The sequence below is a fragment of the Pseudomonas sp. CROZ-RG-20F-R04-15 genome (genome assembly GCF_022662375.1).
In the GTDB taxonomy this organism is placed as follows: Bacteria; Pseudomonadota; Gammaproteobacteria; order Pseudomonadales; family Pseudomonadaceae; genus Aquipseudomonas.
Map to the genome: position 1 here is coordinate 1 of NZ_JAKNQL010000041.1, position 16015 is coordinate 16015.

General features: G+C 60.5%; 12 protein-coding genes and 1 tRNA gene. 7 read left to right on the plus strand and 6 right to left on the minus strand.

Features of this window, described 5'->3' with window-relative positions:
- Positions 1-143 precede the first annotated feature (143 nt).
- From L8H52_RS29570 to L8H52_RS29585, 4 genes are all read right to left on the minus strand, one after another.
- Positions 144-440: a hypothetical protein gene (locus L8H52_RS29570; RefSeq protein ID WP_064389907.1), complete on the minus strand. Its 297-nt coding sequence runs from the start codon at positions 438-440 to the stop codon at positions 144-146.
- Positions 441-626: 186 nt separating this feature from the next.
- Positions 627-1970 carry a cation:proton antiporter gene (locus L8H52_RS29575; protein ID WP_242210070.1) on the minus strand — a complete coding sequence of 448 codons (1344 nt, stop codon included), beginning with the start codon at positions 1968-1970 and terminating at the stop codon, positions 627-629.
- 79 nt (positions 1971-2049) lie between these two features.
- Positions 2050-2907 (minus strand): glucose 1-dehydrogenase, encoded by an 858-nt coding sequence (locus tag L8H52_RS29580; protein ID WP_242210071.1) that lies wholly within the window; start codon positions 2905-2907, stop codon positions 2050-2052.
- A gap of 214 nt (positions 2908-3121) precedes the next feature.
- Positions 3122-4276: a PatB family C-S lyase gene (locus tag L8H52_RS29585; RefSeq protein WP_242210072.1), complete on the minus strand. Its 1155-nt coding sequence runs from the start codon at positions 4274-4276 to the stop codon at positions 3122-3124.
- A gap of 324 nt (positions 4277-4600) precedes the next feature.
- On the opposite strand from L8H52_RS29585, the gene fdnG reads away from it, so the two are divergent.
- The 7 genes from fdnG to L8H52_RS29620 all read left to right on the plus strand — a co-directional run bounded on the left by fdnG (position 4601) and on the right by L8H52_RS29620 (position 13661).
- Positions 4601-7666, plus strand: a complete 3066-nt coding sequence (gene fdnG, locus L8H52_RS29590; protein WP_242210073.1) for a formate dehydrogenase-N subunit alpha — start codon at positions 4601-4603, stop codon at positions 7664-7666.
- Positions 7667-8602: a formate dehydrogenase subunit beta gene (fdxH, locus tag L8H52_RS29595; protein WP_242210074.1), complete on the plus strand. Its 936-nt coding sequence runs from the start codon at positions 7667-7669 to the stop codon at positions 8600-8602.
- The gene (locus L8H52_RS29600; protein ID WP_242210075.1) at positions 8599-9264 is read left to right on the plus strand and encodes a formate dehydrogenase subunit gamma; all 666 of its coding nucleotides are present in this window, start codon (positions 8599-8601) and stop codon (positions 9262-9264) included. Before fdxH ends, L8H52_RS29600 begins: the two co-directional genes overlap by 4 nt.
- A gap of 3 nt (positions 9265-9267) precedes the next feature.
- Positions 9268-10194 (plus strand): formate dehydrogenase accessory protein FdhE, encoded by a 927-nt coding sequence (gene fdhE / locus L8H52_RS29605; protein WP_242210076.1) that lies wholly within the window; start codon positions 9268-9270, stop codon positions 10192-10194.
- Between the two features lie 48 nt (positions 10195-10242).
- Positions 10243-11646, plus strand: a complete 1404-nt coding sequence (gene selA, locus L8H52_RS29610; protein WP_242210079.1) for an L-seryl-tRNA(Sec) selenium transferase — start codon at positions 10243-10245, stop codon at positions 11644-11646.
- A complete protein-coding gene (gene selB / locus L8H52_RS29615; protein ID WP_242210080.1) occupies positions 11643-13559 on the plus strand; it encodes a selenocysteine-specific translation elongation factor in 1917 nt (638 codons plus the stop codon). Before selA ends, selB begins: the two co-directional genes overlap by 4 nt.
- Positions 13560-13565: 6 nt before the next feature.
- Positions 13566-13661, plus strand: a tRNA-Sec gene (locus L8H52_RS29620).
- Between the two features lie 51 nt (positions 13662-13712).
- Here L8H52_RS29620 and L8H52_RS29625 read toward each other — a convergent pair.
- Positions 13713-14072: a hypothetical protein gene (locus L8H52_RS29625; protein WP_242210077.1), complete on the minus strand. Its 360-nt coding sequence runs from the start codon at positions 14070-14072 to the stop codon at positions 13713-13715.
- Positions 14073-14658: 586 nt separating this feature from the next.
- Positions 14659-16015: YncE family protein (locus L8H52_RS29630; protein WP_242210078.1), on the minus strand; the 1357-nt coding region annotated here is incomplete at its 5' end.

Below are 16015 nucleotides of genomic sequence, written 5' to 3' on the forward strand. Positions count from 1 at the left end.
TTCAGGATTCACACGAAAAGGAGCCGATCTCTGCAGGTAAAAATCCGAATTCAACTCGGTACTTCACGTCGGCGTACCTCAACCATTCACCTCGGTCAGTTCCCTCTCCAGGGGGAGAGGGCTAGGGTGAGGGGGCTTTCAGCTCATTCCACCGTTTCAAGCTCTCGACGCAACGCCACCGAGTTCTGCGACGACATCGGGATCGGCGGAAAATCCTCGTTCAACACGCACAAATGATCGATGGCATCTTCAAACATCGAATCGGCTTTCTTGCGCAACGCGCGGTAGCGCTCGAACTGTTCGATGTCCAGATCCTTGACGTCAAGCAGCGCATTGGCCGCGCGGTTGAGCGTGTGGGCGTTATCGAACAATTGACGATTGCGTTCCAGAGCCAGTGCTCTGCAAGCCTTGATTTGCGCAGGAGTCGAGCATTCTTTCATGACCGTGACCTTATTCTTCAAGGATTCCGTTTCATAGGCGTAGCGCCGCAGGGGAACCGAACCTGCCGGGCCCCGCCGGATATATCTGGCGAGGGTTATGCTTGTGACTGTCGGCGATTAAGCAGGGATCCATTTTTTTACAGAAAAAAATTCGATCAGTCAGTCGATAAAACCCGGAATTAAAAATCAGGATTTCTGTTTCTTGTGCAGTTCATAGCGAGCAAGGATCGGTTGGGTGCTGATCCCGTGAAGCAGGATGCTCAGTGCCACCACCGACAAGGTCAGGTCGGTGCATTGCGTGGCCACCGTGTCGGTCAGCCCGTGATTCAAGGCGTAAAACAGATAAAACAGACTGCCGATCCCGCGAATGCCAAACCAGCCGATCAACAGCCGTTGCCGACCCTCCAGCAGCGCGCCCCATGGCATCAGCGCGACGCAGGCCGGGCGGATCAGGCAGAACAGCACGCCGCCCACCAGCAACGCCCGCCAATCCCAATGCGTCACCAGCACCACGCCGAGCAGGGTCACCAGAAACACTTCCATGGCGCGCTCGACCAGACTGCCGAACGACAACATGTCGCCCATCATGATCCCGGCCGCCACCTGACTGCTTTCCAGCCGTTCGGTGTCGCCATGCACCGCGTGTTGCGGTTCGACGTTCTGATGGCCGACCACCGGTTGCACCAGATGCTCGGCGGGGGGCTGGCTGGCACCGGTGGATTTCACTTCGACCTGGCGCAGGCCCAATCCCGCCGCGAAAACAGAAAGGAATCCATAGCCGCCAATAGCCTCGGCGACCACATAGGCCAGGGCAATTAGCGACAGCGCGAGAAAATCATTGGGGCTGAGGGTGCTGTCGTCATTGCGGATCCGTAGCGAAAGCGTCACGCGCCCGATGCCACGGCCCATCCAGTAACCGGTGAGTAACCCGGCCGGCACCGCCCACAACACACTGCGCAAGAACCAGCCCTGCCATTCGCCGGCGCTGCCATCACCGTGCAGCAACAACAGGCCGAGAATCACGAAGGGGAAGGCAATCCCGTCATTCAGCCCGGCTTCGCCCGAGAGCCCGAAACGCACGCTGTCGACATCCCGCGCATCGTTGACCTGCACCAGCGCCGCCAGTACCGGGTCAGTCGGCGCCAGAATCGCGCCAATCAACATCGACAGCCCCCACGGCAAGCTCAAGCCAAAGTGCAGCAGCAGACAAACCCCGGCGATGGTCACCACCATCACCGGCCCAGCCAAGCCAAAAGCAATCCGCCAACGCTTGTCGCGCAGGGGCAAACGCAACTTCAAACCGCAGACGAACAGGGAAAACAGCACCGCGACTTCCGTCAGGTGCTCCATCCACAGCGAAGCGTTTTCCAACGACAGTTTCAGCAGATCGAGGCCGCTGGGGCCGATGCCGATCCCCAGCAACAGACACACTGCCGAAGTCGTCACCGGCATCCATCGCAGGTACGAGGAAGTCAGTGCCAACGTCAGCAGCACGGCACCGAGCACGGCAACCCACACAGTAAAACTCATGATTTGCCGCCTTCAGTGATTAATGACGGCCCCCTGCAGAACCCTTTCGCTGCTGACGCCGCCCCTGTAGCGCGTTTACTCAAAGCATCGGCTTGCCACCGGTCACGCCATAGCGCTGGCCGGTGATGTAACTGGCTTCGTCCGAGGCCAGCAGCACGTAGATCGGCGCCACTTCCACCGGTTGGCCGGGGCGGCCGAGCGGGGTGTTGCCGCCGAAGTTTTGCACTTCTTCATCGGGCATGGTCGAGACGATCAGCGGCGTCCAGATCGGCCCCGGTGCCACGCAGTTCACGCGAATCTCTTTCGGCCCGAGCATCTGCGCCAGACCGCCGGTGAAGTTGGCAATCGCACCTTTGGTGGTGGCGTAGGCGAGCAGGGTCGGTTTGGGCAAATCCGAATTGATCGAGCTGGTATTGATGATCGACGACCCGGCGCGCATGTGTTTGATCGCCGCCTGGCACAGCCGGAAGATCGCGGTGATGTTGACGTCGAAGGTCATCACCCATTCTTCGTCGGGGATTTCTTCGAAGGTTTCGTGGGTCATCTGGAACGCGGCGTTGTTGACCAGCACGTCGATGCGGCCAAAGCGTTCGACGGTTTTGTCGACCAAGGCCTGGCAATGGGATTTCTGCGCGATATCGCCGGGCAGCAACAGGCACTGGCGTCCGGCCTGTTCGACCCAGCGTGCGGTTTCCTTGGCATCTTCGTGTTCATTCAAATAGGCCACAGCGACGTCGGCGCCTTCACGGGCAAAGGCAATCGCCACGGCGCGGCCAATGCCGCTGTCGGCGCCGGTGATCAGGGCGATCTTGCCGGCTAGTCGCCCGGAACCGACATAGCTTTGCTCACCGCAATCGGGATAGGGCTCCATCTTGCGTTGTGAACCGGGAACGGCTTGGGCCTGTTTGGGGAAGGGCGGTTTTGGATAGTCGGTCATCGCAGGTCTCCGAGGTCTCAGGGCAGGTATGGGTGGTTGACCCGGGGTGTTTGCCGTGAGTTCGATCGGATGTGCGCTGCATTTTCTGACTTGGAAACGCAAAACCCAATGTGGGAGCGAGCCTGCTCGCGAATGCGGTGTACCAGTCGCCATCTTCATTGAATGACAGACCGCTTTCGCGAGCAGGCTCGCTCCCACAGGGTTTAGAGGTGTTTCAGGTGTTGCGTTGTGTCAGCGCGCGCTCCATGCGGGCGATGCCTTCTTCCAGCAACGCGCGCGGGCAGCCGAAGTTCAGGCGCACGAACTGCTGGTGTTGATCGCCGAAGTCCAGGCCGGCGCTGAGGCCAACCTTGCCCTGCTCAAGGAAGAATTGCTGCGGGTTGTCCAGATCCAGCGCCGAGCAATCCAGCCACGCCAGATACGTGCCCTGCGGCACATTGATGGTCACGCCCGGCAAGCGGCTGCGTACGGCGTCAACCAGCCAGTCGCGGTTGGCCTGCAGATAGGTTTTCAACTCGGCCAGCCACGGCGCGCCTTCGCTATAAGCCACGCGGGTGGCTTCCATGCCCAGCGGATTGACGCTATCGACCATGCCGCAGCGGGCGTGGTTGACGCGCTCGCGCAGGGCGGCGTCCTGAATGATCATGAACGAGGTCTTCAGACCGGCGATGTTGTAAGCCTTGCTCGCCGACATCAGGGTGATGGTGCGTTGGGCGATTTCCGCGTTCAACGAAGCGGTCGGAATGTGCACGCGACCGTCGAAGCACAGTTCGGCGTGGATTTCGTCGGAGATGATCCACGCATCCTGCGCCACGCAAATGTCGGCCACGGCTTGCAGCTCTTCACGGCCAAACACTTTGCCGATCGGGTTGTGCGGGTTGCTCAGCAACAGCGCGCCGCCGCCAGTCAGCGATTCACGCAGCACGTCCAGCGGCGTCAGGTAAGTACCGTCAGCCTGCGCGACGAACTCCAGCTCAACCTTGTTCAACCCCCAATGCCCCGGCGCGTGGCGCAGCGGCGGGTAGTTTGGCACTTGCACCACGACATTCTGCTGCGGCTGTACCAGCGCTTTCAAAGCCATGTTGAAGCCGGACTCTACACCTGGCAGAAAAATCAGCTCTTGCGGTTTGACCTTCCAGGCAAACTTGGCCCAGAGGTCGGCGACGATGGCTTCGCGCAGGTTGTCCTGCGCCACGCTGTAGCCCACCAGCGGATGCAGCAGGCGCTTTTGCAAAGCCTCGATGATTACCGGCGGCGCGGCGAAATCCATGTCAGCGACCCACATCGGCAAGACGTCGGCCGAATAGCGGCTCCACTTGGTGCTGCCGGTGTTGTGGCGGTCGAATAGCTGATCAAAATCGAAAGTCATGCGCGGTCTCGTGAAGGCGGGATGGGTCCTGCCGGGCATTCTAAGCCCATGGCCCGGTGGGAGCACACAAAACCTGTGGGAGCGAGCCTGCTCGCGAAGGCGGTGTGTCAGTCAATATTTGTCTCAACTGACAGGGCCTCTTCGCGAGCAGGCTCGCTCCCACAGGTTTCTCAGCGCATGACCGATTGTCGCCGACGGTCGGTTTTCACACAGATCGTATGGTCATTGTCTACAGTGAAAAGGCCGGCAGACATTTGCCGCAACCGTGATTGTCCAGATAAAACCCGGCTCAAGTACCGGGTTCCACCTGATCAGGAGTGCACGATGGATCTCAGCCGTCGTCAGTTCTTCAAGGTCGCCGGTATCGGCCTTGCAGGCTCGAGCCTGGGCGCGTTGGGCATGGCCCCGACGCTGGCCTTCGCCGAGCAGGTGCGCCACTTCAAGCTTGCCCACACCCATGAAACCCGCAACACCTGCCCGTATTGCTCGGTCGGCTGCGGGTTGATCATGTACAGCCAGGGCGATGGAGCGAAGAACGTAGCGCAAAGCATCATTCACATCGAGGGCGACGCCGACCACCCGGTCAACCGCGGCACCCTCTGCCCGAAAGGCGCAGGCCTGCTCGACTTCATTCACAGCCCCGGCCGTTTGCTTTACCCGCAAACGCGCAAACCGGGCAGCAGCGAATGGACGCGGATCAGTTGGGACGAAGCGCTCGACCGCATCGCCGATCTGATGAAAGCCGACCGTGACGCCAACTTCATCGAGCAAAATGCCAACGGGCAAACGGTGAATCGCTGGCTGAGCACCGGGTTCCTCGCCGCGTCGGCGGCGTCCAACGAAGCCGGTTACATCACCCAAAAGGTGATTCGCAGTCTCGGCATGCTGGGGTTCGATAACCAGGCGCGTGTCTGACACGGCCCGACGGTGGCAAGTCTTGCCCCGACGTACGGCCGTGGTGCCATGACCAATACCTGGACCGATATCGCCAACGCGAATCTGATCCTGGTGATGGGTGGCAACGCTGCAGAAGCGCATCCGTGCGGCTTCAAATGGGTGACCGAAGCCAAAGCGCACAACGCTGCGCGGCTGATCGTGGTCGATCCGCGTTTTACCCGGACCGCTTCGGTGGCCGACTACTACGCGCCAATCCGCACCGGCACCGACATCGCCTTCATGGGCGGGCTGATCAATTACCTGCTGACCGAGGACAAGATCCAGCACGAATACGTGCGCAATTACACCGACGTGTCGTTCATCGTCAAAGAAGGCTATGGCTTCGAAGACGGCATCTTCAGCGGCTACGACGTTGCCAAGCGCACTTACACCGACAAGTCCGGTTGGGGCTACGAGATGGGCGACGACGGCTTTGCCAAAGTCGACCCGACGCTGCAACACCCGCGCTGCGTCTATCAATTGATGAAGGTGCATTACAGCCGCTACAACATCGACCTCGCCAGCCAGATCTGCGGCATGCCGGTCGACGCCATGCAGAAAATCTGGGACGAAATCGCCACCTGCTCGATCCCGGGCAAGACCATGACGATTCTCTACGCTCTCGGCTGGACCCAGCACTCGATCGGCGCGCAGATCATTCGCAGCGCGGCGATGGTGCAACTGCTGCTGGGTAACGTCGGCATGCCCGGTGGTGGTGTGAACGCCTTGCGCGGTCACTCGAACATTCAGGGCCTGACCGACCTTGGCTTGCTCTCCAATGCGCTGCCGGGATATCTGACATTGGCCAGCGACAGCGAGCAGGACTACAACACCTTCATCCACAAACGCACGCAAGTGCCGCTGCGGCCGGGGCAATTGTCGTACTGGCAGAACTACAGCAAATTCCACGTCAGTCTGATGAAGTCGTGGTACGGCGCCAACGCCACCGTCGAGAACAATTGGTGCTACGACCATTTGCCGAAACTCGACATCCCCAACTACGACGTCCTGAAGATGTTCGACCTGATGAGCCAGGGCAAGGTCAACGGCTATATGTGCCAGGGCTTCAACCCGATTGCAGCGTTGCCGGACAAGAATCGGGTGATGGGCGCACTGGCCAAGCTGAAATGGCTGGTGGTCATGGACCCGCTCGCCACCGAGACCTCGGAGTTCTGGCACAACGTCGGGCCGTATAACGATGTGAAAAGCGCGGAGATCCAGACCGAAGTCATTCGCCTGCCGACCACCTGTTTTGCCGAAGAGGACGGTTCGCTGGTCAACAGCAGCCGCTGGCTGCAATGGCACTGGAAAGGCGCCGATGGTCCGGGCGAAGCGCAGACCGACATCCGCATCATGGCCGAACTGTTCCTGCGCCTGCGCAAGCGCTATCAGGCCGAGGGCGGCAAATTCCCCGATCCGCTGCTGAAACTGACATGGCCGTACAAGATCCCCGACGAACCTTCGCCGGAAGAGCTGGCCAAGGAAATCAACGGCAGCGCTGTGGCTGATTTCACCGATGCCACCGGCGTCGCGGTCAAGGCCGGCTCGCAACTGGCGGGCTTCGGTTTGCTCAAGGATGACGGCAGCACCGCGTCCGGTTGCTGGATTTTCGCCGGCAGCTGGACCGAGGCCGGCAACCAGATGGCCCGCCGCGACAATGCCGATCCGTATGGCATGCACCAGCATCTGGGCTGGGCGTGGGCCTGGCCGGCCAACCGGCGGATTCTCTACAACCGCGCTTCGGCAGACGTCGCGGGTAAACCGTGGGATCCGAAAAAACGTCTGGTCTGGTGGAACGGCAAGGCCTGGGGCGGCACCGATGTGCCGGACTACAAGGCCGATGTACCGCCGGAAGCCGGGATGAACCCGTTCATCATGAACCCCGAAGGCGTGGCGCGGTTCTTCGCCGTCGACAAGATGAACGAGGGGCCATTCCCCGAGCACTACGAGCCGTTCGAAACGCCGATCGGCATCAACCCGCTGCACCCGCAAAACAAGAAAGCCACCAGCAACCCGGCAGCGCGGATCTTCGATTCGGTCTGGGAAACCCTCGGCGAGGCCAAGGACTTCCCGTACGCCGGCACCAGTTACCGGCTCACCGAGCATTTCCACTTCTGGAGCAAGCACTGCAAGTTGAACGCGATTGCCCAGCCTGAGCAGTTCGTGGAAATCGGCGAAGTGCTGGCGAAAGACAAGGGCATTGCTGCCGGAGATCGAGTGCGGGTCAGTTGCAAACGCGGCTTTATCGAAGCGGTGGCGGTGGTGACAAAAAGGATCCGGCCGCTGCAGGTCAACGGCCAGGTCGTGCATCAGATCGGCATCCCGCTGCACTGGGGCTTCACCGGCCTGACGCGTCACGGTTACCTGACCAACACCCTGGTGCCGTTCCTCGGCGATGGCAATACACAGACCCCGGAATCCAAGTCATTCCTGGTCAACGTGGAGAAACTGTAAATGGCCAGCCAAGACATCATTGCCCGCTCGGCCACCACGACCGTGCCGCCGTCGGTGAGGAATCAGGAGGCCGTCGCCAAGCTGATCGACACCACCAAATGCATCGGCTGCAAAGCCTGCCAGGTCGCCTGCTCGGAATGGAACGAGCTGCGCGACGAGGTCGGCCACAACCACGGCACCTACGACAACCCGCAAGACCTGAGCGCGGAAACCTGGACGTTGATGCGTTTCACCGAGCACGAAACCGACGCCGGCAACCTCGAATGGCTGATCCGCAAGGACGGCTGCATGCACTGCGCCGAGCCCGGTTGTCTGGCGGCATGCCCGAGCCCCGGCGCGATCATCAAGCACGCCAACGGCATCGTCGATTTCGATCAGGACCACTGCATCGGTTGCGGTTATTGCATCACCGGTTGCCCGTTCAATATTCCGCGCATTTCGCAGAAGGATCACAAGGCCTACAAGTGCACCTTGTGCTCGGATCGCGTGGCGGTAGGGCTGGAACCGGCCTGCGTAAAAACCTGCCCGACCGGCGCCATCGTCTTCGGCACCAAGGAAGACATGAAAGAACACGCCGCCGAACGCATCGTCGATCTGAAAAGCCGTGGCTTCGAAAACGCCGGTCTGTATGACCCGGCCGGTGTTGGCGGCACGCATGTGATGTACGTGTTGCACCACGCGGACGCGCCGACCATCTACGCCAATCTGCCGCAGGATCCGGCCATCAGCCCGTTGGTGGGCCTGTGGAAAGGCATCAGCAAACCATTGGGTCTGCTGGCGATGGGCGCGGCGGTGTTGGCCGGGTTTTTCCACTACGTGCGTATCGGCCCGAACCGGGTTGAAGAGGATGAACAGCCAACGCCACCCGACACCTCGGTGCATGTCGTTGACCCGGCGGTGCACACCTTCGATCCACGCGGGGAGGAGCGGCCATGAGCAACAAGACGATCCTGCGTTACACCGCCAACCAGCGCACCAATCACTGGCTGGTGGCGATCCTATTTTTCATGGCCGGGCTGTCCGGGCTGGCGTTGTTTCATCCGTCGCTGTTCTGGCTGAGCAACCTGTTCGGCGGCGGGCCGTGGACGCGGATTCTGCATCCGTTCATGGGGGTGGCGATGTTTGTGTTGTTCCTCGGCCTGGTGTTTCGTTTCTGGCGTGCGAACTTCTTTATCGACAACGACTGGAAGTGGATGCGCCGCATTGATCGGGTGCTGGTCAACGATGAAGAGAGCGTGCCGCCGGTGGGCAAATACAACGCCGGGCAGAAGATGCTGTTCTGGACTTTACTGCTGTGCATGCTCGGTTTGCTGTTCACCGGGCTGGTGATCTGGCGCGCGTATTTCAGTGCGTATTTCGGCATCAGCGTGATTCGCTGGGCGATGCTCCTGCATGCGCTGGCCGGGTTCATTCTGGTGCTGAGCATCATCATTCACATCTACGCCGGGCTGTGGATCAAGGGCTCGGTCGACGCGATGATGCATGGCTGGGTCAGCCGCGCCTGGGCGAAGAAACACCATGAACTCTGGTATCGCGACATCACCCGCGATGAACGTCAACCGGACGTGCCGGAGCGACCGATCACCAAAAAGGGCTGACTTTTGCCAACCATTCTGGAACCTGGGGAAATCGAAGCGGCGGCGAGTTCACCGCCGTTTCTGCATCTGCCGCCTTCGAATCTGTTTGCGTTGCGGGCCGCTCGACTGGAGCAACTGGCCGAGGGGCATGCGCTGGCTGAGTATCTGCGGCTGATTGCCGGGTTGTGCCGGGTGCAGCAGCAGGTCTTCGACGATCCACCGCTGACAGCACCGTTCGATCAGCAACGGATTGAAGCCTGTCAGCAGCATGGTTTGCCGCCGTTTGCGGCTGACACGTTGGTGCGTGAAGAGGGCTGGCAGGCTTATCTCGACGCTTTGCTGCAGCGTTATGAGCCTTTGGGGCAGCCTGCTGTTGTTGAAGCGGTGGAGACGCTGCGCGCCGCCAGCACTGGCCAATTGCGCTCTTGGGCCGTGGCGTTGGTCAGTGGTCAGTATTCGATGGTGTCGGCGGCGTTGGTGCCATTTCTTGGCGCGGCGCTGCAAGTGGCGTGGAGTCACTGGCTGCTCAGCGCGCCGGATCTGAAACTCAAACCCGGCGACAGCCTCAGCCAATGCCCGGCCTGTGGTTCTCCTGCCATGGCCGGGGTGATCCGCCATCGCGGCAAGCACAACGGTTTGCGTTATCTGGTGTGTTCGCTGTGTGCCTGCGAATGGCATGTGGTGCGGGTCAAATGCGTGTATTGCGAGTCGAGCAAAGGGCTGGATTATTTGAGCGTTGAGGATGATCGCCACGCGGCTAATCAGGCGCCGCTGCGGGCGGAAGTCTGTCCGGGCTGTAACAGTTATCTGAAGCTGGTGTATCTGGAAAACGATGCCGACGCGGAGGCGTTGTCGGCTGATCTGAGCAGTTTGCTGCTCGATATGCGTTTGGCTCAGGATGGTTTTCAGCGCCTGGCACCGAATCTGTTGCTGGCTCCGGGAGACGAATGACCGGCAGCGTCTACACTCTTGGGCGATAGCGGTTGTCTCCAGGAGTGGCTGATGTCCCTGCGGTTACCTTCCATTGATGGTTTGTTGCGTCACCCGGCGTGTGTGCCTTTGCTTGAGCGTCACGGGCGTGAATCGTTGCTGGCGAGTTTGCGTCAGTTGCTCGATGAGCTGCGTTCCAGTGTTTTGAGCGGGCAATTGTCCGCCGTTGAAATCAGCCCCGAAGTGCTCGCCGGCCGCGTCGGTGAGCGCTTGGCCCAGCAACAACGCAGCAACGTGCGCCGGGTGTTCAACCTCACCGGCACCGTGCTGCACACCAACCTCGGCCGCGCCTTGTTGCCGGACGAAGCCATCGACGCTGTGCAAATGGCCGCGCGTTATCCGCTCAATCTGGAATTTGATCTGGCCAGCGGCAAACGCGGCGATCGCGATGACCTCATCGAAGGACTGATCCGCGAACTGACCGGCGCCGAAGCCGTCACCGTGGTCAACAACAATGCCGCCGCCGTGCTGCTGACGCTCAACAGCCTGGGCGCGCGCAAGGAAGGCATCATTTCCCGTGGCGAGCTGATCGAAATCGGCGGCGCCTTCCGCATCCCCGACATCATGGCCCGCGCTGGCGTGCGTCTGCACGAAGTCGGCACGACCAATCGCACCCATGCTCGCGACTACGAAGCGGCGATCAGCCCACGCAGCGGTTTGATCATGCGTGTGCATGCGAGCAACTACAGCATCGAAGGTTTTACTGCGCGGGTGCCGACGGCGGAACTGGCCGAGTTGGCCCATCGACATGGTTTGCCGCTGCTGGAAGATCTGGGCAGTGGCAGCCTTTTGGATCTGACCCGTTGGGGTTTGCCGGCCGAACCGACGGTGCGGCAGGCGCTGATCGATGGCGCGGATATCGTCACCTTCAGCGGCGACAAATTGCTCGGCGGCCCGCAGGCCGGGTTGATCGTTGGGCGCAAAGAGCTGATCGCGAAGATCAAGAAAAACCCGCTGAAACGTGCCTTGCGGGTCGATAAATTGACCTTGGCGGCGCTGGAGGCGGTGCTCGGGTTGTATCGCGATCCGGATCGGCTGGCCGAACGTCTGCCGAGCTTGCGGTTGTTGACTCGACCGCAAGCCGACATCTTCGCCCAGGCTTCACGCTTGCAGCCCTTGATGGCTGAAATCCTGGGGTCGGTTTGGCAGGTTAGCGCAGTCGAGGCCTTGGGCATGATCGGCAGCGGCAGCCAACCGGTCGCGCGTTTGCCGAGCGCGGCGTTGTGCATGCGCCCGCAAGTCTCCAAGCGTTTGCGCGGGCGCTGCCTGCTGAATCTGGAAGCGGCGTTGCGAGCGTTGCCGATCCCGGTGCTCGGGCGCATTGACGACGATGCGCTGTGGCTCGATCTGCGCCAGCTCGACGATGAACCGGCGTGGCTCGGGCAATTGCCGCAGTTGCAGGTCGACCCGTGATCGTCGGCACGGCGGGGCATATCGACCACGGCAAGACGTCGCTGCTGCAAGCCCAGACCGGACAAACCGGCGACCGCCGCCCGCAGGAACGCGAGCGCGGCATGACCATCGACCTTGGCTATCTCTATGCCGAACTGGAACCGGGCGCGGGGCTGACCGGGTTTATCGACGTGCCCGGCCACGAGAAATTCACCCACAACATGCTCGCTGGCGCGCAGGGCATTGATCTGGTGTTGCTGGTGGTCGCGGCGGACGACGGTGTGATGCCACAGACCCGCGAGCATCTGGCGATTGTTGAATTGCTCGGCATTCCGCGCGCCTTGGTGGCGATCAGCAAATGCGACCGCGTTGAAGCGGGCAGGGTGGAAGAAGTGCAGCGGCAGGTGCTCGATCTGCTCGCCCCGGGGCCATTTGCCGAGGCTCCGATCCTGACCGTATCGAGCCTGAGCGGGCAGGGCATTGATGGGTTACGCGAGGTGTTGCTGCAGACGCAACGTGAAGTATTGGAGCGCAGTCGCGAAGGTGGTTTTCGCTTGGCCATCGACCGCGCGTTCAGCGTCGCCGGTGCGGGGATTGTGGTTACCGGCACGTCGTTGTCGGGCACTGTTTCGGTCGGCGACAAACTGTTGCTCGGACCTTCCGGCAAATCGGTCCGGGTTCGCGGCTTGCACGCGCAAAACCAACCCGCCGAACAGGCTTTCGCCGGGCAGCGAGTGGCTTTGAATATCAGCGGCGAGCGTCTTGAACTGGCGCAGATTCATCGCGGCCAATGGTTGCTGGCGGAGTGGCTGCACGCGCCGACGCAACGGGTCGACATCGACTTTCAATTGTTGCCCGGCGAGCGCACCTTCGAACACTTTCATCCGGTGCACCTGCACCTCGGCACGCAGGATGTCATCGCACGGGTAGCGTTGCTCGAAGGCCCGCGCCTGAATCCCGGCGAGCGCATGTTCGCGCAACTGCTGATCAACGCGCCGGTGCACGCGGTGAAGGGCGATCGGCTGATCCTGCGTGATCAGAGCGCGCAACGCACCTTGGGTGGTGGGCAAGTTCTCGACCCGTTCGCACCGGCGCGGCAACGTCGCAGCCCTGAACGTCTGGAGCAATTGCGCATCTTGGCCTCCGGCGACGAGTTCGAACAGGTGTTGCCCGTGTTGCTCAACTACAGCGCCGGCGGCCTCGATCCGCAACGGCTGGAGCGCCAATTCAATCGCCCGCGCGCGTCCTGGTCGTTGGCGGAAAACGTCCGCCTGATCGACACCCGCCAAGGCCCGGTGCTGTTCAACGTGCAACGCTGGGCGCAACTGAAATTCACCCTGCTGGAACAACTCGCACAGTTTCATGAACAGGAGCCCGACCAGATGGGCCCCGACCGCGATCGCCTGCGCCGCTTCAGTGGTCTGGCGCTGGAACGTTCGACGTTTGTCAGCTTGCTGGATGAATTGCTCATCGCCGGATCGATCCAGTCGAGCGGCCCGTGGCTGCACCTGCCGAATCATCAGGTACGCCTGAATGCCGAGGACGAAGCCCTCTGGCAACAACTGCAACCGCTGTTCGAAAACGCCGAATTCGACCCGCCGTGGGTACGCGACGTCGCGAAAATGCTCGGCCACGACGACGCTATCGTGCGCCTGCTGCTGCGCAAACTGGCGCGGCTCGGTCTGATGCATCAAGTGGTACGCGACCTGTTCTTGAGTGATGGGCAACTGCGCCGAATGGCCGACGTGTTGCTCAAACTGGCCAGGGAAAATCCGCAGATCCAGGTGACAACCTTCCGCGATGCGCTAGGCTTGGGACGCAAACGCTGTATTCAGTATCTGGAATATTTCGACCGCGTCGGCCTGACCCGACGCATCGGCGAATCGCGCCAGATCCGCCCCGACAACGCGCTGGCTAACGCCTGCGCACAATGAGTTAAAGGAAGGCAATCGCGCCCGGTGGCGCGGCCGGGCTTCAAACCCGGTTGGGGACGGCATCCGTTCCCGGGCAGGTTCGACTCCGGCTGCCTTCCGCCAGTTTTTCCTCCGGCCCCCCCGATCCCGTGTGGGAACGATTATTGAGGCCCGCTACTGCGGCAATTCCAGATTATCCATCACCCGATTCACCGCCAGCTCCCCAAGCATGATCGGTTGCGCGATCCCCAACAGCGTCCTGCACTGCGACGCCGATATCAGATGGGCGAAGTCATGAGCGGTGGTTCTGGCCGAAGCGAGTGTTTCGCTGGCATCGGCCAGCAGTTCCTCGTTTTTAAAGTCGGCGGTAACGGCATACATCCGGCGGGTTTTACGCGGCGGTGGCGTGGAGCCGGGTGGCCAAAGATAGTGATCGAGCGCGCGTTCGGCGGCGTCGTTGAGCTTTTTTGAATCGAGGGATTCGTAGGGGAAGGTGGAGTCGATTTCGGGTGGGTTGGGTGTTGGTTTGATCATGGTTAAAGCTCCTTGATTGCTGGAGCCGCCACGGTTCGCTGCGAAACGAAGAGAGGTGGCAGCTGTACGCAGGTTCGCAGACCGGGAATCAAGGTACCCGGCATACCCGAAGGTATCCCGCGCACAGCCGCCATGAAGCACCGTTGCCATTAATTTTGATGGCAATGAACTGGAGCGCTGTGCGCCTTGATTGATCCGGGCTGCGAAACCCGATCGCTGATTCGTCAGCGACCGACCCACATTAGAACCCGAGCCCAAGGTACACAAGCCGGCGGATTCTGGCGTAGCTGTAGGCAATAGCGCAAGGATGTGTAGCCTTGAAGGCGTGTCTGGAGGTGTCTTTTAAACACTCAGGTTTAAAAGGCGAAAAGTCGGAGAAGACTTGGGGGGAACGTGGTCTGTCCCTGATAACCCCATCCATCACACCTACCACCCACCGCCCACCACGCAGCAACCGCACAGGTCCGGATGTTCCTGAGATCGATGCTGATACGGAATCACTTGCCCATGTTATTGCCATCAGGATCTGATCGCAGGGAAAATAACTGCGTCCCTTATTTTCCCGTCTCCTTATCTTTCCCAAGACTCAATTAGCCGTAGTATCGAATACCGAGACCGTGTCTTTACTATGGCTGCAGACATAAACGCGGGTACCGTCCGAGCTGAAAGCGAGCCCCCCCGGAGAATTGGGAGTCGGCATGGTCGCCAGGACGCGGTTCGTCGCCGTATCAATCACCACGACCTCGTTTTTACTATTAGTGACATAAGCGCGGGTACCGTCTGGGCTGACGGCAATAATCGCCGGATACCTGACCGGTATGCTCGTCAGGACGCGGTTCGTCGCCGTATCAATAACCGCGACCGTGCCACCATTATAGTTGCAGACATAAGCGCGGGTACCGTCCGGGCTGACTGCAACATAATCCGGATACTGCCCGACCGGTATGCTCGTCAGGACGCGGTTTGTCGCCGTATCAATCACCGAGACCATGTGCTTAGAGTAGTGGGTAACATAAACGCGGCTACCGTCCGGGTTGACAGCGATCCGGCCGGAAGAGCCCACGACCGAGATGACCGTAATGACTCGGTACGTCGCCGTATCCATCACCGAAACTGTGTTATCAGAAGTGCTGAGATAAGCGTAGGTTCCGTCCGGGCTGACGGTAATTTCTTTCGGCCTCCCGACCGTGATGTTCGTCACAATTCGGTTCGTCGCTGTATCAATCACCAAGACCGTTTGGCTATTGTAGTCGCAAGCATAAGCGCGGGTACCATCCGGGTTAACGGCAATCCCCTGTATTCTCCCCCCGGTTGAGATGTTCGTCAGGACTTGGTTCGTCGCCGTATCAATCACCGAGACCGCATGGACTTCATTATGCAGGTTGCCGATATAAGCGCGGGTACCGTCCGGGCTGACGGCGATCGCCCACGGATCGCCCACGACCGGGATGTTACCGACCGGCCCCAGCCCCGTAACGGTTACAGTTGCGCTGGCGGTCTGATTATCACTGGCGGCGCTCAGACTGTAAGAGCCGGAGACGCGACCACCTTTGACGCCACTAACGCTGAGCCTGCCGGCATCGTCCGTAACGAACTCGCGCTGGCCGCTGCCGCCATCGGCGTAGGTAAAGTCGGCCGGGAGAGTCAGGCTGAGCTTTTCCCGGGGGACGGGGGTATTACTGCTGGTACTGAGAAGCAACTCAATATTCTTGAGCCGGCCAGCCGGGGCGATGGTGTAGGGCGCGTTGGTGAAACTCGGTACAGTATACGGACCTGCGCTGACCGTATAATTGCGCACCGGCAGCAACACTGCTTTCGTCTTGTCCTTAATCCCATCAAGATTGCTCGCACCTAGCACTCTCAATGGGCTTCCATCTTTTAGCGTTTTCAACCACTCGACTTGCGCGGGTACCGAAATCCCTTCAATCGAATCATTTGGATCT